The organism is Pseudomonas sp. PNPG3 (genome assembly GCF_023093815.1).
GTDB classification, from domain to species: domain Bacteria; phylum Pseudomonadota; class Gammaproteobacteria; order Pseudomonadales; family Pseudomonadaceae; genus Aquipseudomonas; species Aquipseudomonas asiatica.
On sequence record NZ_JALLKV010000009.1, the window covers coordinates 1 to 17,345 of the forward strand.

The 17,345-nt window shown below is 62.5% G+C and carries 20 protein-coding genes; 2 read left to right on the plus strand and 18 right to left on the minus strand.

Annotated features, from left to right (window positions below):
* The 8 genes from MJ643_RS08650 to MJ643_RS08685 all read right to left on the minus strand — a co-directional run.
* Positions 1 to 180 (minus strand): hypothetical protein (locus MJ643_RS08650; protein ID WP_247726741.1); only part of this gene is annotated, 180 nt, incomplete at its 3' end.
* 277 nt (positions 181 to 457) lie between these two features.
* Complete coding sequence (locus MJ643_RS08655) at positions 458 to 1,207, minus strand: TIGR03747 family integrating conjugative element membrane protein (RefSeq protein WP_247726742.1); 750 nt, start codon at positions 1,205 to 1,207, stop codon at positions 458 to 460.
* Positions 1,204 to 3,375, minus strand: a complete 2,172-nt coding sequence (traD, locus tag MJ643_RS08660) for a type IV conjugative transfer system coupling protein TraD (RefSeq protein WP_247726743.1) — start codon at positions 3,373 to 3,375, stop codon at positions 1,204 to 1,206. The genes MJ643_RS08655 and traD overlap by 4 nt, the downstream gene beginning before the upstream one ends.
* A gap of 10 nt (positions 3,376 to 3,385) precedes the next feature.
* A complete protein-coding gene (locus MJ643_RS08665; RefSeq protein WP_247726744.1) occupies positions 3,386 to 3,934 on the minus strand; it encodes an integrating conjugative element protein in 549 nt (182 codons plus the stop codon).
* The gene (locus MJ643_RS08670; protein ID WP_247726745.1) at positions 3,931 to 4,512 is read right to left on the minus strand and encodes a transglycosylase SLT domain-containing protein; all 582 of its coding nucleotides are present in this window, start codon (positions 4,510 to 4,512) and stop codon (positions 3,931 to 3,933) included. The genes MJ643_RS08665 and MJ643_RS08670 overlap by 4 nt, the downstream gene beginning before the upstream one ends.
* Positions 4,497 to 5,222 (minus strand): TIGR03759 family integrating conjugative element protein, encoded by a 726-nt coding sequence (locus tag MJ643_RS08675; protein ID WP_247726746.1) that lies wholly within the window; start codon positions 5,220 to 5,222, stop codon positions 4,497 to 4,499. Before MJ643_RS08675 ends, MJ643_RS08670 begins: the two co-directional genes overlap by 16 nt.
* On the minus strand, positions 5,219 to 5,890 hold the full coding sequence (locus MJ643_RS08680) for a hypothetical protein (RefSeq protein ID WP_247726747.1): 672 nt from the start codon (positions 5,888 to 5,890) through the stop codon (positions 5,219 to 5,221). The genes MJ643_RS08675 and MJ643_RS08680 overlap by 4 nt, the downstream gene beginning before the upstream one ends.
* Positions 5,887 to 6,408 carry a PilL N-terminal domain-containing protein gene (locus MJ643_RS08685; protein WP_247726748.1) on the minus strand — a complete coding sequence of 174 codons (522 nt, stop codon included), beginning with the start codon at positions 6,406 to 6,408 and terminating at the stop codon, positions 5,887 to 5,889. The genes MJ643_RS08680 and MJ643_RS08685 overlap by 4 nt, the downstream gene beginning before the upstream one ends.
* Positions 6,409 to 6,839: 431 nt before the next feature.
* Here MJ643_RS08685 and MJ643_RS08690 point away from each other — a divergent pair, with 431 nt between their 5' ends.
* Together MJ643_RS08690 and MJ643_RS08695 are read left to right on the plus strand one after the other, a co-directional pair.
* On the plus strand, positions 6,840 to 7,031 hold the full coding sequence (locus tag MJ643_RS08690) for a hypothetical protein (RefSeq protein WP_247726749.1): 192 nt from the start codon (positions 6,840 to 6,842) through the stop codon (positions 7,029 to 7,031).
* A 1-nt stretch (position 7,032) separates the two neighbouring features.
* Complete coding sequence (locus MJ643_RS08695; RefSeq protein ID WP_247726750.1) at positions 7,033 to 7,677, plus strand: DUF2026 family protein; 645 nt, start codon at positions 7,033 to 7,035, stop codon at positions 7,675 to 7,677.
* 94 nt (positions 7,678 to 7,771) lie between these two features.
* Here the strand turns inward: MJ643_RS08695 and MJ643_RS08700 are convergent, their stop codons facing one another.
* The 10 genes from MJ643_RS08700 to MJ643_RS08745 all read right to left on the minus strand — a co-directional run bounded on the left by MJ643_RS08700 (position 7,772) and on the right by MJ643_RS08745 (position 16,988).
* Entirely contained in the window at positions 7,772 to 10,045 is a 2,274-nt protein-coding gene (locus MJ643_RS08700; protein WP_247726751.1) for a helicase-related protein, read from the minus strand.
* Positions 10,046 to 10,133: 88 nt separating this feature from the next.
* Positions 10,134 to 10,439, minus strand: a complete 306-nt coding sequence (locus MJ643_RS08705; RefSeq protein WP_247726752.1) for a hypothetical protein — start codon at positions 10,437 to 10,439, stop codon at positions 10,134 to 10,136.
* An 86-nt stretch (positions 10,440 to 10,525) separates the two neighbouring features.
* Complete coding sequence (locus MJ643_RS08710) at positions 10,526 to 10,846, minus strand: methyltransferase (protein WP_247726784.1); 321 nt, start codon at positions 10,844 to 10,846, stop codon at positions 10,526 to 10,528.
* A gap of 55 nt (positions 10,847 to 10,901) precedes the next feature.
* The gene (locus MJ643_RS08715) at positions 10,902 to 12,011 is read right to left on the minus strand and encodes a DUF6094 domain-containing protein (protein WP_247726753.1); all 1,110 of its coding nucleotides are present in this window, start codon (positions 12,009 to 12,011) and stop codon (positions 10,902 to 10,904) included.
* Positions 12,012 to 12,078: 67 nt separating this feature from the next.
* Positions 12,079 to 12,756 carry a hypothetical protein gene (locus tag MJ643_RS08720; protein WP_172441145.1) on the minus strand — a complete coding sequence of 226 codons (678 nt, stop codon included), beginning with the start codon at positions 12,754 to 12,756 and terminating at the stop codon, positions 12,079 to 12,081.
* 91 nt (positions 12,757 to 12,847) lie between these two features.
* On the minus strand, positions 12,848 to 13,480 hold the full coding sequence (locus tag MJ643_RS08725; RefSeq protein ID WP_247726754.1) for a DUF3275 family protein: 633 nt from the start codon (positions 13,478 to 13,480) through the stop codon (positions 12,848 to 12,850).
* 105 nt (positions 13,481 to 13,585) lie between these two features.
* Positions 13,586 to 14,497 (minus strand): DUF3577 domain-containing protein, encoded by a 912-nt coding sequence (locus MJ643_RS08730; RefSeq protein ID WP_247726755.1) that lies wholly within the window; start codon positions 14,495 to 14,497, stop codon positions 13,586 to 13,588.
* A 295-nt stretch (positions 14,498 to 14,792) separates the two neighbouring features.
* A complete protein-coding gene (locus tag MJ643_RS08735; protein WP_247726756.1) occupies positions 14,793 to 15,635 on the minus strand; it encodes a phosphoadenosine phosphosulfate reductase family protein in 843 nt (280 codons plus the stop codon).
* Between the two features lie 127 nt (positions 15,636 to 15,762).
* Positions 15,763 to 16,128: a DUF3085 domain-containing protein gene (locus MJ643_RS08740; RefSeq protein ID WP_247726757.1), complete on the minus strand. Its 366-nt coding sequence runs from the start codon at positions 16,126 to 16,128 to the stop codon at positions 15,763 to 15,765.
* A 62-nt stretch (positions 16,129 to 16,190) separates the two neighbouring features.
* Entirely contained in the window at positions 16,191 to 16,988 is a 798-nt protein-coding gene (locus MJ643_RS08745; protein ID WP_247726758.1) for a GTPase, read from the minus strand.
* Positions 16,989 to 17,345: the final 357 nt, after the last annotated feature.

The window sequence follows — 17,345 nt, forward strand, 5'->3', positions numbered from 1 at the left end:
ATGATGCTCCGGCTTCAATTCAATAACCGTGTTGCACTCAGCTCCTGCAACCGCCGATGCTGTTCTAGCGTCGTCTCTAAAGTGGGGTACGTAGTAGTGGATTCTGTATTTTGGGTAACGAGAATGCTCTTCCCAAAATATCCGTTCTGCTAGGTTTGGCTCTGAGGGCTTTTGGGACATAGTAGTAACTCCTTTTTTCGTTGTCTTTTAATCTGGCTGGGAAAAAAGTGATTGTCTTGCTGTTTTAGATGTCCTGTATCCAAGCCGGAATATCCCTTGCCCCATACAGTACACGCCACATATCAAAGTGATCCTCAGCCGGTTCAGACGACTGCGGAGAGTGAGAATTCGTGCTGGAGTTCTTCGAGCACCTCCCGAAACCACATTAGCCCGAGCAGCGTTGAGATGAGGCCGTAGCGAACCTCTATTAGAATATTCCTATCGGGACGGTCGAGGATCAGAGATATTTTTTGAAGCTGCTTGCCGTAATGCAGACCGCCAGGCTGAGCAGTACCGCGCTCGGCAGCAACACTAGCAGTGGGTGGACGCTTATGGGCAGTGTTAGATAAATGATCCACGGCATCACCGCCAACGGAACCAGGCTCGCTTTTGCGCGGTGGTAGACGAAACCGGATTCGCGGCCGGCACCGAACTTGCGCACGTCGCGCCGCACCAGTCCATCGACCAGGCCGACGAAGGCCGCCATGATGAACAGCGGCAACGTCAGCACCAGTACCAGTACCCGTACGATGAAGGTGAGCACGGTGAATGCTGCCGCGATCAGGTAGCTCTCGCTCCATTGGTAAACCAGGCTGATGTAGTAGCGGAAGTCGCGGGCTTCGGTGTGGCTGGGTGCGCGTGCGCGTGCCGATGCCTGACTCATCCAGTCGAGCAGACCGGTCTTCACGAAAATCCACTCATAGGCGCTCTCGACCAACAGGCGCACGGTGCGACCGGGCTCCTGGATCACCGCGCTCTGGGTGAAATGGCTGGATAGCTGGCTCAGCTCGTAGTCGAGCATTCCCTGGGCGTGACGCCATCCCTGTTCCGGCCAGAACCAGTGCATGCCGACGCACTCGATGAGGATCGACAGCAGCAACGAACCGAGCAGCACGCCGAGCATGCGAAACGGCAGCGTGACGATGCTGGCGACCAGCCCGCGCTGCTGTACCTGCTGCTGCTGCGCCGTGGTTGCCGGGTCTCTCATGGCCGCCTCTCGTCGTTGGCCACCTCGGTGGTGGCGAGGTGGCGGAAGCCGTCGAGCAGGTCGTCGGGCAACGGATCATCTTGCAGGCCGGGCAGGCTGTGGTTGTCCCACCACTCGCTGGCTTCCGTGTAGTGCTGGCGCATGTAGCCGGCGAGCTGCTGCAGGTCCTCCGGCATCACTTCGTCAGGGTCCGGCGCGGGCAGCGGCATGCGGATCTTCCACAGTTGCCCACCTTCGAGCAGCGCGAAGCACTGGCCTTTCGGGAGGGCGACGACGTGCGAGGGATCGATCATCGGCACGCTGGTGGTGCTGACGCGATCCTGCGCATTGGAGGTGAAATCGGTGGGGCCGTGAATGTCGGAGCTGTCGGTGGCGCCGCTGACCAGGGTCGTCGTGTATACCTCGACCTTCGGCAGTTGCTTGGTCAGCAGCTCGGCGGTGGCGGTTTCGCGCACGCGCAGCATGAACACGTTGTTGAAGTTGCCGATGACCTGGCCTGCTTTCGCGCGATTACCGATACGCGCTTCGATGTCGCTCAGCGTCTGCGTGTAGGCGGTGATCTGCATTCCTGCGCCGCCGCCCTTGTTGATCAGCGGGATGAATTCGTCCCCCATTAGCTCGTTGAATTCATCCGCATGAACGTTGATCGGAATCTTCAGGCCGCCGTGGCTGTTTGGCAGGCCATCGTCGATGCCGAACTTGTAGATGTGCCCCGCGACGCTTACCAAATCGGCAAACATCGAGTTTCCGACCGCGGCGGCGACTTCGGCGTCGGAGAGCGCGTCGAGCCCGACGTAGACCACCGCACGTTTGCGCACAATCTGCATCCAGTCGAAGATCGGCCGGGCGTCGTTGAGGTCCGAATAGTTGGGCGCGAGCAGCTGGGAAATCTTGCCGGTAGTCAGCTTCTCCAGCAGTGGCAGCAACGATGCGACGATCTTGTCGAAGTAGGTGCGGTCGTAGCGCACGGCAGACCTGAGACCATCGAGCACCGGGTCGTATACCCGTACCTGGGACAGGTACTGTTCGAGCGCGACGACGCGCTTTTCCCTGCCCACCATGTGGCGCGGAATATTCTTGTCGTTCAGCCGTCCTTCCAGCTGGACGATGATTTCCCAGGCCTTCGGCTCGTGTTTGGCGAAGTAGCTCTGCGCATATTCGATGAACAGGGCGTCGATGTTCACAACGTGCCGCTGGATCAACAGGTAGTCGGGCCGCTGCCCCAACTCCACTAGCGCGCGGGCGATGATGTTGACGAATCGCCACGCAAATTCTCTGAATGCAGCGCTGTTGCCTTCACCGGAGAGCTGGCCGGCGATGCGCGTCGCCACCTCGGAGATACGCCCGAACCGGCCTACCGCGTTGTAGCGCGCGGAGATGTTCGGCCAGCCGAGGTGGAACACGTAGAACTCGCTGTCGCGGCCAGCTCTCTTCGCCTCGACGTACATGCGCTTGAGTAAATCGGCATCGCCTTTCGGATCGAACACGATCACTGGCTCGTACTCGCCTGCGGCATTGCAGCGGCGAATGTCCTGGGTGATGAACAGTTCGGCCAAGCGGGTCTTGCCGACGCGCGTCGCGCCCAGGACGAGTGTCTGGCCCACGCGCTCGCCCTGCGGCAGGCTGACATTGATCTCGTGGGGCTCGATGCCGTGCAGCCGCGGCAGGCCTCCGACCGGCGGCAGCGGGCGCACCGGGTTGATCGGTACGTCCCAGGCGGTGAGCCTGGCCAGCCGGGACAGCGGGAAAATGGCGAACTCCAGCCGTGCCTCCAGTCGTCGCGCGGCGTAGTAGGCGGGCGGGGGCTCGACGTAGCGGCGGAACTCGGGCCGGTAGGTCTGCATCAGGCGGTGGGTGTGGCGTTGCTCCCACCGAAAACCTCGCCCGATGAACAGCCGATGCTGGCTCACCGGCACGTCGCGGCTGGTCATCACATAACGAGGCAGGCGGCGAATGTTGCGCCGGTAGCGCAGGATCACCCACGCATCGCGCAGGCGGATGGCGGCGAAGAACAGGAAGGCCAGCGCCGAGCCCAGACCGAGCAGCGGATTCAGCGCGAGCGACCAGGGGGCCACCAAGCACAGCGTCGCGGCGGCGGCGCAGACCGCCACGGTGTACAGCTCCACCGCTGGCCGCAGCAGCACCTCGATCGCGTGGGGCTGGGCCATGGTCGGCGCGTCACTGCTCGATGCCGATTGCGGTGATCAGCACCGGGTAGTGGTGCAATCCGAGGCGTCCGGCCAGGTCGTCGCCGGGCGTCGGCGACAGCGACAGTTCGGGGGCGAGCGCGCGCAGCGCGGCCATCGCGGCGGTCGAGTCGACGTTGACCACCAGCCCCACCGCATTGAGTTCGCGCAGGCGCGGCGCGCGCAGGCGCAGCCATGCCCGCGAGCGCGTGTCGTCGCCGATCAGGAAGAGCGGCGGCATGCCGGGGGCTTTGATCGTCCGACGCGCCACGTCGCCCGGCGACAGCCGCGACGAGCGCACCGGCAGTATGTCGGCCTCGCTGAAAGGCTCGGTGCGCGCGCGTGGCACCTCGATGCGCGGCGACTGCAGTCCGGCACGCGGCTGCAACTTGAGGGCTTCGTAGTACGGAAGGGCCGAGGTGCCGCCGCGGTCCTCGACGACGATCAGCGCAGGCGATTGCGCGAGGGCGGCCTGTGTCGCGGCGAGCGCCGACAGGCCGAGCAGCCACGCGGTGGCGCAGCGGAGGCGGTGGGGCTTCATGGCAAGGTGCTCCGGATGGTGGCGCTCAACGCCGGTTTGCCGAGCACCCGGGCGAGGTGCCGGCCGACGCTGGTGCGGTAGCGCGCGGCAGGCGCGCCGCCGGCGGGTCGGTGGTAGCGGCCGATGGCGAGCAGCCAGTCGTCGCCAGGGGTGTGCTGCTCGCGCAGGATCTCGGCGGCGAGGCCGAGGTTTCGGTAGGGATCGAGGACATCGCAGGCGCGGCGATAGCGATGCCGCTGGTATCCCAGATTGATCTGACCCAGGCCGACATCGATGCGGGTGGGCGGCACGTCGCGCAGCGCCCGTTGCAGGCTGGCGCAGGCGTCGTCGCGGGTGGCGAAACGCCGCGATTCGCCGGCGACGTTGAGGGTCCAGGGCCAGGGGATGAGGCGGCCGTTGAGCTGGGCGCCGCTCTCCTGCAGCGCCACGGCGTAGAGGACCGTGGAGGGGATGCCGGCGTGCTGCGCCGCGACCTGGTAGGCCGGCGGCGGCACCTCCTGGGCCTGCACCACTGGGGCCAGCACGCTGGCGAGCAGCGCCAGCAGGGCGCGCCGCGACGGCGCTACTGGCGCTGCCATTGGCCATTCATCTGCCGCACCACGGCCGGCAGTTCGCCGGGCAGGCCGAGCGCCAGCCAGCGACCGCCGTCGTGGTTGAGCGTGATCGCGCGGCTGCTGACCCTGGCGGGATCGATGCCGGTGCGGCGTGCCCAGGTGCGGATGTGCTCGTCGTCGTTGCGGCTGCCGACGACATAGAGGTCGAACTCGGTGCCGGATGCCTGCAGGCGCCGGACGGTCTGTTCGCAGGGGGCGCAGTCGTCCTTGACGAACACGGTGAGCCGATCGCCGGTGCCGGTGGCCACGGGGGAGTGGGCTGGGCCGGCGTCGGGCAGGATGACGCGCGGCATGTCCGCGTACAGCCGGCGCCAGGCGTCGTCGTAGGCGCGTTGGTAGGCCAACAACTTCTCGACGCGGCGTGCTTCGACCTGGACCTGCAGCTCCGCATAGCGGCGCCGTTGCTCGTCGGAGCGCGCCTCGATGCCGAGTGCGGTGAGCGGGTCGAGGTTTGGGGAATGGGTGCCCAGGGGACCCTGCATCAGTTCGTGGAAGCGCTGCCATTCGTCGACGCGTAGACCCCAGTCCTTCGCGTGCTGCTCGTCGCTGCGCTCGATGGCGGTCGGCCGGTCTCGGCCGGGAGCGATGGCCGAAGCTGCGGTGCTGGTACCTTGGGCTGCCGCGACCTCGACCAGGCACGCCGCAAGCAACAGGACGGCGCGTGCGGATTTCATGGCGCCGCCTGGCGGCCAGGGATCGCCAGGCGCCGAGTATCGTCGCCGTGGCGAAACAGCGCCGTCGCACCGTCGATGGCGTCGAGCCGCCAGCCAGCCTCCGCCTCGCTGGGGCGCAGCAGCCGCACCTGCGAGACGGTGGCCGCGCTGGCGGGCAGGATCGACAGGAAAAGCTCGTCGGCCCGCAGCTCGACACCGACGATCCGGAAGGTCGGTTCGGTCGGTTCGGTCGGCTCTGGGCGCGCCGCGGCAGGCGTTGAGGTGCGCGGACGCGCGGCGGGCGGTGCCGAGGCGCGGGGCGCGGCTAGCTTCGCCTCGAGCTGTTCCACGCGCGCCTGCAGCGGCAGCAGGTGCTCCGCTGACTGGTGGCTGCCGAGCGCCTGTTCGATGGCGGCCAGTCGTTGTTCCAGTGCGAGGCGATCGGATTCGTAGCGCGTCTGTGGCAGCACGTTAGGCTCCCGCCGGGCCAGCTCGATCTGCTGGGCCAGCTCGGCCAGCCGCTGTTCCAGGCCGTCGACCCGCGGCACTGCCGCGCGAGTCTCCAACTGCTTGGCCAGGCGCGACAACGCAACATGCTCGATCACCACGGTGGCGCTGATCAGCAGCAGCCAGGTGATGGCGGCAACGCGCATCAGTGTGATGCGACGTTCACTTCCGGGCATTGTCATGGCTGATTCTCCTCAGCCGTGCCCTGGGTGCCGGCATCGCCGGAGGGTGTCGTCATGGAGGTGGCATCGACGGGACTGGCGAAGCAGATGCGGCGCGCGGCGTGATCGACCTGGAGCGTGTGGGCCGGCCCGGCGAGCATCAGCAGCGCGTCGCGCAGTTGCAGCGGGCCGAAGTGGTAGTGCGCCGCCGGCAGCGGGAGGCTTCCCAGCATGTCGGTTTCACGTCCGTTGCAGAGCTGGTAGCCGGAGCGCTGCAACACATGGCGCAGCGCGTCGGCGACGTTGGCGTTGATGGTGTCGGGAATGGACACGTCGACGACCTGCAACAGCAGATCCTGCTGGGCGGCGGCCGGGGTCAGCTCGACCAGGGTGTAGCGGCCGTAGCGGACGACCGGGATGTACTCCGGTGCCGGGGTCACTACCTCATGGGGAACGGAAGGGGGCGGTGGAGGTGTTGCGCAGCCGGCCGCCAGCGCGGCCAGCAGCAGACAACTGAGGTAGGAATGGATGGCGTGCATGGCTCGGCTCTCGGCAAGGTCGAGCCGAGACCATCGCCATTGCGCGAGGCCGAATCAGCAAACAATGGGAACTGCTGTGTTGCCGATTTTTATAGGCACCTACGGTGGATCAATCCCGGGTGGTGACCAAAAAATCGTCAGATGGATGAAATGCCCAGGGTTACGATCAATTCGGGTCTTATCGAAAGGGTTATCCACAGATTTTGTGGATAACCTGAGTGACGCTATACGGTTGGCGGTCAGGTTCTGAGGTGCGATACAGTCAAGGGGGCTTGTGTAATGCTTGGTAACTAGGCGGTAAAATAAATTTATTGGCTATATGCTGCGCACGGTTGTTTAGCTGTGGTTGGAACAAGGCAGATAGCAAGAGGTCTTGTTTTTGAGGTTTTGGGTGTAAGAGATTATTTGGTGCGATAAGGTGGGTTTGTAAAATGGAAGATGAAGTTGCTTTCGAGTATGAGGGAAAGATTTACAGCGCTAATTTTGTAGTTCAGGGAGATAATTTGGTCGTCTATCTCCCGGATGGTTCACAGCGGGAGACTGTTTTACGTGGTTTAGACCCTGAGCTCGCTGCGATGACCCATCTTCGAGGGTTTGTGCTGCATCCAAAGAGGAAGGTCTAATATGAAAAATGGCGGGCTGGCAATAACTCTCCCTGAATATAATCGTATCTTTCAGGTTGTTCATTCTGTCTCTGCTGCGCTCGATGATAGGCCGGGAGCTTCCTGCCTATTCTACAATACAGTAGGTGCCTTTCTTCTTGAGAGGTCGCTGGGGGTTCAGGCTCGTCCCAGAATGGGGGCGGCTTTTTTTCGAGTAGACGATGCAACAGATACAGTTCTTGTATTTGCTGAGCGCGATGAGACAGGAGGCTGCGTAAGTACTCGCAATGGCTTTCATTGTTGGGTGGAAACAGAAAATCACATTATTGATTTTACTGCCCCAGTATATCGCCGATACCTTGCTGATATTGGTGGTAATATTCAGTTGCCCAGGAAAATGTTTCAAAAGCCAAAGAGCTCTATGGCGTCATCCTGTGATTTCCTAGTGGACGAGGGTGATTATTATGTTGAGTCAAATCCCGAGTTGACTATGGAGCTAATGTCTAAAGGAGCAGGTAGTGCTGCGGTGGGAGATTTGGCTGAGGCCTGCCTGCAGTGGTTTAAGCGCCCTCCCAAGAAAATGCGCAGCACTTTGCCATTGATGGATGATCGTGGAAGGTTGACAGAAATCAAACTTACTGGGCTCTCGGTCGTCGGAGTATGGTGAGTGGCTAAATGGTTTCTCTGTTGTTCATTTTCAGTTAGTGACGAATTGTAGGAAAAGGCCGGCAGCCAAAGGGCTACCGGCATATACACATGATTCAGGCCGCAACTAGTTGCCGCGCTAGTGCCACCTCCACCGAGTCGCCGTCCTGGTTCAGGACCTCGAGCCCGGATTCGGGCACGTCTCCCGACGTGCTCTGCGACACCATGATCTTTCTGGCCATCAGCGCCAGGCAGGTCATCTGCGAGGTGGCCGCATAGCCAAGGTAGATCACCCTGACCGCCAGCTTCTGGCCGATGCGCCAGGAGCGGCGTGCGGCTTGTTGAAGCGAATACACGTTGTAGCCCGACTGCATGAACACGATGGTCGGAAACTCCAGCAAGTCCAGGCCGGTTTTCACGAGTTCGGGATTGGTGATGAGCACGTCGATTCCGCGATCCAGCTGCTCGGCGATCCAGTCCTCACGGCGAGAGGCATCCACGCTTGCGCGCAGTACCGCCACCTTGAAACCTTCCTGCTCCAGCAGCATCTTCAACCGTGAGGTCGTATCGCGTGTGCCGGTGTAGACGCTGTAGACCAGGGTTTTGCGACCTTCCGCCTTCTCCTGTCTGCAGATCTCGATCAGCTCGCGCTCCTTGGGCATCACCTCCAGTTCGTTGAACTGGGAGGCGACGAACGCCAGCAACTCGCGCGTGCGCGGATGCGTGACGGTCTCCGCCCGGAAGCACGTATCCGGCCAAGCCAACAACACATTGAGAACCACGCCCAGCAACGTCGTGTCTCGTCTCGCCAGGGCCTGTTTCAGTTCCTGGCTCAGTCGTGACGACAGGTTGCGGTAGGCGGAGGCCTGCTCGTCATCCATGGCGACCTCGCGGAATTCCTCGTCGTAAGGCGGCAGGACGTTGCCACCGATGTCCCGCAGCTTGAGGAACACGGTGAACGGCAAGACGCAGCGCAACACGCCTTTAGGACCGAAACCGGGAGCCTTGACCGTGCGCACCGATATCTTGCTGCCCTTGGCAGTCTTGTGCGCCGTGCCCGTGCTCTCGGAGTAGATGTCCTTGAGCACGCCATGATCGCGCATGAACGCCATCGCAGCCGACGTCATGCTGCCGCTCTTGGAAGGCCGGTAGCCGTCTTCGATCATCCGCCCAGGCAAGGCGCGGAACAGCAGATAGAACAAATCGTCGCCATAACCACCCATCAGCGTGCCGGTGAGCAGCAAGGTCTTGCGCGACTTCGCCGCCAGTACGCCCATGGCCTGGCCTTGGGCGCTGCCGCCGTTCTTGTACTCGTGCGCTTCGTCTGCGATGAGTAGGCCGAACGTGCCTTGCGGCAGGTAGCGTTTGATGAATTCGGACGGCTGGTAGCCGCCCTCGCCGAAGCCGAACTCCATACTCGCCATGGCCCGTTCCATCCGGTGGGCTTGCCGATCCGAGAAGACCAGTTCGCCGTTGCCATCCATCAGGTTGATGAACTCGTGGATGTTGTCGCCGAGCATCGAGGCGAGGAACGCATCACCGAACTTCTGCATCAACTTCTGTGCGGTGACTTCGCCAATGGTGGGAATACGTTTCAGCGCTTTGAGCACGGCAGAGGACTGGTCGCTGGAGGACAGGCTCCTTGGGCGAATCAGCGTCCACAGCGACGTGGCGCACTGGCTGCACTTGCGGCGGTATTCCTCGGCTTCGAGCTCGATCGGGTTGATCGGCTCGCCGTCCAGGTCGGTGATGACCTGGCCGCAGTCGGGACATGCGCCCACTTCGCCGTGACGAGTGCGGTGCCGGGTGAACACCGGCTTCCAGTGAAAACCCAGCCGCATGCGCACGCGCCCCAGGACGAAGAACTCCTGACCCTGTGGCGATACGCCCAACTGCTCGCGCAGCTTCAGCAGCTTGACCAGTGTGTCCGGGCCGTTGAGCACCCAGACCTTGGCATTGGCAACCGCCTCCTGAATTTCCCGCCGCCACTTGTAGACAAGATGCGGCGGCGAGAGCACCAGGGTGCGGCGATAGCCTTCGGCGTTGAGCACGGCGGCGGTGGCAATACCCACCGTCGTCTTGCCGCAGCCCATCTCGCCATTGACGATTGCCGCGCGTTCGCCACGGTCGATCAACAGCTCGGCAACGGCATGGACCACTTCGGCTTGCGCCGCGAACAACTGCCGCTTGAGGCTGGCGACGACGATTTGCCGATGCACCTGTGCCTGGCCGGCGTAGACCGGCGGGTTGGCGCGGTTGAGCGAGTCGAGTAATTCCTCGCCGAATTCGGATACGAAGTCCGGCAGGCTGAGCGAGAGGGGCGATTCCTCGTCGTCGAGCAGCTCGCCCTGCACGGTGGTATCGGGGATGGTTTCAAGATCGAGGGACATGGTGATGCTCCATGGAAAATGGGACATGCACCTCCCCCAAGGGGCGATGACATGCCCCGTGGGATGAGAGAACGCGGTGACGGCCGAATCAGCGCTCGGACGCCAGCACGATATGGGTTGCGCTGCGGTCTGCTTCGGTGAAGATGCAGATACTCAGTTCACGATGAACCGTGTAGGAGGATTCGAGTCGATCACCGGAGTGCAGGGCGGCGTTGTTCGCTTGCCACTGCGTATCGGTGATGTCCCCCCAATCGCCGCGGGTGTGGCGCTGGAGATACGGCAGAGGATCGAGGCGGCCTTCCCGCATCACGCGGTCGATGCCGGGGCTGAAAATCAATGCGCCTATCGCGAACAGCAAGGAACGGCGGTTGTCGGTGGGAGGTTGGGGTGCCATGGGCGTGCTCCTTTCATGGAGTGCTCAGGGTATGGCCCCGTCGGGGACCATGCCCCGATTGGGTGGGTGAAGACGATTGCGTGCCGTCAGACCAGGTGGCTTTCCTCGGGCAGTTGAACGACGGTTGTGCGATGGTCGTCGCTGGTGATCACGAGCAGAAACAGGTGTGGCGTGATCCGGTAGCGAGAACGTATGGGCGCATCCTGATCGAGAGCCACTGCGTTGGCCTGCTGCTCGGCCTCGCCGACGTCGCCCCAGTCTCCAGCCAGATGGCGCTGGATGTAGGGCAAGGGGGCGATAAGGCTTTTGCTGGCCAGCCAGTACACTTTCTCGCTCAACTGCAACGAGCCGAGGGCGAACAACGGTAGTGCCTGCGGCGCAGGCCGCTTGCGGAAACGTGGAAATATGGCGTTGCTCCTTCTGTGGGATGAAAACAGCGGGACGGCGAACCGCCCGATGGGATCAGTGGATGGTGATGATTCGGCCCAGAGTGGCCGAGCCGGGGGACAGGTCCCACGCACGAATCACTGGCACGAACTTGTCCGTGAGAATGCGCGTTTCGGCGATGGAGCCATCGTCGCGCTCGCGGTATTCCGTGCAGGTGCTTTTCTGCTTGTGGGTGTCGCCCTTGACGGCCAGGATTCGACCGCTCTTGGACTGCACGACACCAGAGATCGCGCCGGCCGCGAGGGCCAACGCCAAGTGCCAGTGGGACAGGGCGCGCGCCGGAGCACGCAAGGACTGCTGCGCGGCACCGAGATGCGTTTCGAACGACGGCCACAGGCCTTGCAGGCGCTGCACTTCCTCGGCGAACTGCGCCGGCTCCATGCTGATGCGATAGAAGTGCTCGGGCTCGCTCAGTGCGGCGGGGACGACATAGGGGAGGAGCGGCCACTCGGCTGGAAGTTCTTCCGCGTCGAGTTCGCCTTGCCCGATTTGCAGCAGCCGGGTGCGAATGGATTTCACGTCGTCGCCCACCAGCTCGCGCTGGCGGATTCGGCGGCCGAATACGGCAACCTGCTTGAACTGCGTATCTACCGCTCGGTGGATGCACAGGTCGGCGAAGTGCCGCGTGAGCCAGCCGACCAGTTCCTGGTCGAGTACATAGGAAGGCACAATGAAGATGAGGATGCCGTCGTACTGCAGCAGCGGCAGCGTCTTCTGGTAGAACAGTTTTTCCAGCCTGGCACGGCCTCTGCCCTCGTAGCCCATGTTGCCGTTGGCGTCTCTGGCGAGATCGCCGTAGGGCGGGTTGAGCCACAGCAGGCCGAAGCTCTGTCGGGCGATAAACGCATCCATCAAATCACCTTGGATGCAGTGATCAACCAGCAGCCGCGCATGGTTTGCGCGTTCCTGGTCGTACTCCACCGCATAGGCGGTGACCTGATCACGCCCGAGGGCATGCGCAGCTTCCGCAATGGCGACGCCTTCACCGGCGCAAGGATCGAGAATGCTCATCTGCCCATTGCTGGGGATCAGTGCGCTGAGCGTTCTTTCAAGGGTGGACTCGTCGGTCGGGTAGTAGCCGTTCTTGGCGAAATTCCTCGCGAGCCTGGGGAACATAAGGGCCATGGGAGCCTCCTGATTGGCGTGGATGAAGGAAGGCGGACGCGCGCGGGGCGCGTCCGTTGCAGGTGCATCAGGCCACGGCTTCCAGCGGCAGGTCGGTGGTTGCCGACTGCCGTGGTGCGTAGGCGGTGAGTACGCCATGGCGGATCAGTTCGCCCAGCGCTTCGGTCAGCGCTGGAACGTCCAGCCCTAGGCGTAATCCGCGTAGCGGCCCGAGAGCCACCGGCAGGTCCTGGAGCATGTTGTGATCGCGCAGCAGCGCCAGTACTGGTGCTTGCCAGTGATCCAGCAATGGGAGTGGGCAGGTGTCCCTGACCAGTTGCCACAGGCGTGACGTCGGATCGGTTGCCGAGCGTGGCAGCAGCGCCAGTGCGCTGGCCGTGCTCTTGTCAGGCCGTATGCAGCGCCGGTCGAACAGCCAGAGGTTGACCATCGAGCCGAACAGCGTGCGGCGATAGGAGCGGGTCAGGCGTTTTTCCAAACGCTCGACCGTTCCAATGAAGACGGGAACGGAGCCACCTTGCTCAGTGATGAGGTGGAAGTGGTCCAGCCCATCCTCGTCGCGGGCCAGGGTCAACCGGGCCAGGAACTGCTGGATAGCGGTATCCCGCGCCCAGACCGAGATAAAGATCAGGTTTCCCTGTTCGTCGCGGATGCAGGCGTCGGCCATCAGGTCAGCGCACTCGTTGATGCGATACAGCGTTGCAGGCGATGAGGGTGAGGGGGTATTGCTGGTGGTGGTTGACATACTGGAGTCCTCCAGAAAAACCAGAGTCCTCCCCGCGTAGGGGGAGGAACCCCGGCGAGTAGATGAAACACCGCGAGTGCGGCGATGACGATCACGCAGCTTGTTGGTCAGGTTGCTGGTTCCATTGCTGTGACTTGAAGTCGAGCGCGTAGCCCAGTACACCCAGGCGTGCGATCTGCAGGCGCAGCGTGCGGCGGTCGATGGTCGAGTCCAGTTTTACCGACTCGCCCAGCGGCCACAGCAGGCCGAACAATGCAGCATCATCGCTGTCGGTACTGCCGGAGGCAGTGGCCGTGGTATCGCCCAGTGGAGCAGTCGTCGATGCCTGCACGAGGGCAGGCGCGGCAGTGGGTGTTGCCAGCGGTTGCGTGCCCAGCTCTTCATCGAGCGGATCGACGTCCTGGGAGGCAAAGCCGCGTGCTTCGTCACGACTCAGCTTGTCGATGCCCGAAAGAGTCATGCCATCCAGGCTGGCACGAATCTCAAAGCGCATGCCGCCACCAGTGGGATAGGCCTTCGGGTAGATGTACCGGATGATGAATTCCCCGTCGTACTTGCCTTCGGGGTATTGCTCCAGCTCCGCGTCCTTCACCTCGAACACACCAAGGTGCGTAGTGAGGCGACCGACCGTGAACGGACCGTTGCGGCCGCGGATCGTACGCAGTGTGAGCTGCCCGGGAACTATGATGAGGGAAGCTGCCTTGGGGGCGGCGGTGGAGTCCATGGTGTTTCTCCTTGTGCGGATAGGATGACGAGAGGCAGCCACCTGGTCGGGAACCAGGTGGCGTGCCTGAGTGGATGGAAAAGCCCTGGGATGGACCTTGAAGGACTAGAGCGAAGCCGCCCGAGCGGGCTCCTCGACAGGCGTTTGCACGGGGACACTGGGTTGCGGATGCTCGCTGTCGTCTTCGGCGATAACGGTTTCTTCGGGCGCAGGTGCGTCTTCGGTGACGGGAGCTTCGGACTCCTGCGGGTGTACCTGCTTGCCATCGACCTTGATAAGGCCGATATGGATTAGCTCGGATTCCAGTGAGGCCGCCGCTTGGCCTGCCTTCTCGCCTTGGGTACGGATGTACGGACTGGCTTGCATATCGTTGAGCCTGAAGGCAATCAGCACCTTCTGTTTGGCTTCAACGGGCAGGACGCAGAGGCGTACCAGCTCCTGGGCCGCCGCATTGGTGACGGTGGTGTTGATGTAGCGGTATTCCCGCTCTCCAGTGGGAACGTCGACCGGGCCGGTCAGCGCTGCGATGCAGCACGACAGGCGCGAACCTCCAGCCGTCCGTGGAAGGTCCTTGGGATCTCTCAGGTAGCCGATACCGTGGGTGATCAGCTCATACTGCTCGACCTGAGCCAACTCGGCGCGGTCGATCAGCTCGGCGATCAGCAGGCGTGCCTTGAGACTGGCAGCGGCCTTGCCTTTATGCTCGCCGCTGGGACGGATGAACGGATCGACCCAGAGGTCGCCGAGGCGAAAGCGAACCAGAGGCCGTTGCTGGTGATCATCGATGCCGACATAGGGCTGGACGAGTTTTTTGGCTTCGGCACCGGAAACCCGCACGTCGAAGTAACGCTTGAACGGGTTTGTTGCAGGCCCGACGAGCGCTGCGACGGTACACCAAAGGGATGGTGGGCCTTTACGTCCGGCCTTTCCTTGAACCTCACGGACACGCTGGATGTAGCCGATGCCGGAGGTGTGGATGTCAAAGTACGACTTCTGGTTGGAAGTAGTGCTGGTCATGGTGGATCTCCTGACTTGGAAACAAGAACACGGAGACACACCGACCCACTGCGGGGAGGTGCGTAACCCCGCGATGGGTTGAGGAACATCTGCATCCACTACCGGCAAGCCAGTAGTCGTTCGCGCGAGGGATGCGGTGCGAACGTGGTCGGTCACACGGGGGAAACCGTGGGCAGCCTTGAAGACCGGAGCTGCCTGGCATGTCGCTGACAACGTCAGCGGAACATGAGGGGAGCCTGGCGCTACGCGAATCTTCCGGCCAGGGAGAATCGGCAGCTGCCGTTGACCTTATTCGTCAGTCTCCGCAATAGCAGGAGATGGGCTCGTCGGCGGGGTCGAACAGGTCACCCTGGCTGGCGGCGAAGCGTGCCAGCTCGGCGTAGGTGGGGCCGTCGGCGCGAAATCTAGCGCCGCTCGGCTTGCTGGCAAGATTCAGCGACTCCATGCGAATCCACCATTCCGCCGACTCGGGCCTGGCCTTGATCAGTGCCAGGCGCTGGCGTTGGGGCTTGAGGAAGCACAGGTCGCAGTTCCCTTCCAGTGTGCGGCCGTTGATGCTCAGCAGCCGCAGGTCGAAGGGCTGGGACTGCCAGAAGTCGATCACGTCATGCACCGTGATGCCGGCCTCAGCCAGCGGCATGCACATGATCTCGCTGGCCGACTCGGTGGAATGACCTCGCGCGCGAATTTTAGCGACCCGGCGCTGCTCGTCGGCGCGAATACCGATGAACTGATCCCACTCCGTCCAGCCGAGGCTGCGCACGAATTTGTGCATCGGCCGGATCTTCAAACTGGTGGTGCAGACGCGGGCCACAGGGTTCGGTAGATACTGGCGGTGGCGGATCAACGCCTCGAACGGCTCGCCCTCTCGGCTGGAGGTGGCGAAATCTACCACTGCAAATCCAGCTTCCGTGGTTCGGTATTCGAGCCAATGGATAGGCACTTTCCAGCGCTCGGCGCATTCGCGGACGAAGCGCAGCGTCGCCTCGACTTCCTTTCCGGTATTGGCGAAGCAGACCACGGTATTCGCGGGCAATCCGCCATTGGCCTGCAGCACGCGCCAGAGCATATAGGCACTGGTGCGGCCGCCACTGAAACTGATGCAGGTGGGGTGCTCGATCTTGAATGGGTCGCGCATGCGGACGTCTCCTGGGGCGGGCCGGCGTCAACCGGCGAGGGAGGCCGGTGCGGCCTGGAGACGGGGAGTGCGCGAGGGGCGCTGCGAACAGAAGAAGCCCCCGCGAACGGGGGCTGTGGGGGAGAGGTCAGTTGCCGCCTGGTGCTGGTGGCACTGGCTTGAGGGACAAGTGGGTGGCGGTGGCAGACAACTCCAGGTCGTCCTCGCTATTCAGGATGTGTCCGAAAACCTTGGCTTTCGGGTCGAAGTCCTCGCCGAAGTCATCGCCGCCGAGTTCGGTCCTTGCCAACTCCCACCAGTCATCGAATGGATCAATGTCTGGATTGCAGCCGACCGCATAGGCGAGCAACGTCTGGCGTCCATCGGACCGGTGTTCGCCCCGCTCGGCAAGGAAGTACACGCCCTGGTCTTTGACCAGGATCACGCGGCACTGATTGGCAACCGCCTCGGCAAGCACTGGGCGCAGGTCCGCGCCTTTGAATCGTAGAGACATGGATGTGATCTCCTGATTTATGGATGAGGGGCTTCTTGCGGCAAGGACGAGAAGCTGCGTGGTCAGTGCTGGGTGGGTTTGCTCCCCGACAGGTGCTGCACGTGGATGCGTCGCCAACTTCCATCGTCGATCAGTTGCTCCAGCGTTTCCCCGAGCGAGTCGAAGAACACTTGATCGATGCGTTCGACGAGTTCTCCGTCGCGTTTCAGCTCGATCGCGTAGAGGTCGTCGGCACGCTCGTACAACACGATGACCTGACCTTGGAACTTTGCTGTGGCAACAGTGAAGCTGATCGCTGGAGGTGTTTTGATGATGTCGTCGGGCAGAGGGTCGACGACGGAGAAGTCCCGTGCGCCGGCATCCACCAGTAAGTGGGTGATGCAGCGGAAGCCATCGGGAGCAGGCAACTGTTCGAGCTGGTTGATGAGCTCCTGCAACTCTAGGCAGCGTGGTTGCGGGATCGGCAGCTTGGCCGGCGCGGAACCGAGGATGTGCGTTTGCACCGTATAGGGCGTGCCGTCTGCGGTGTACTCGGTGCGTTCTTCCGGTGTATCCGCGCGCAGACCGTCGAAACGGCGGCGGACATACGGCTGGATCTGCACCTTGGTGCCTTCGCCTGGCACTTCGGTCAGCAATGTGCGATCGAGCACTGCGAACTCGGCACGACCGATCTTGACGACGATGGCATCGCCGGTGTCGGCGATTACCTTGCCCTCGAAGGGTTTGGGATCGATGTGGAAGCCCAGTGTCGAGACCTTGGGTTGTCCGTCGAAGATATTGAACTTGAACGTGCGGACATTGCGGGGAACATGACCGGCGACCAGAACGGGCATTTGTGCGCGGATGGCTTGGGTATCCATTGGAGACTCCTTGATGGAAAACAAGGGACTCCCGCCCGCAAGGGAGGATATCCCTTGAGGGCTGGATGGCGCGACATGCGCCGGATAACAGTGCAACCGATGCGGTGAATCGCATCGCAGTCTTTAAGGTCTCGACTGCCTGGGATGTTGCCGGCGACGCCGGCGAACATGCGGCAACGATGGTGCGCAGGCTGTCGGTTTGCGCGTGGCAAAGCGAATCCGGCTGCCACCGCATTGGCCGTTCTCAAAGCAAGAAAAAGCCCCTCGCTGAGGAGCTGAGAGAGCCGGGCGCACCCTTACGCTTGATACAGCGCGATGTTCATGTTGTCGCTCCTATCGAAAAATACGGAGGGACAT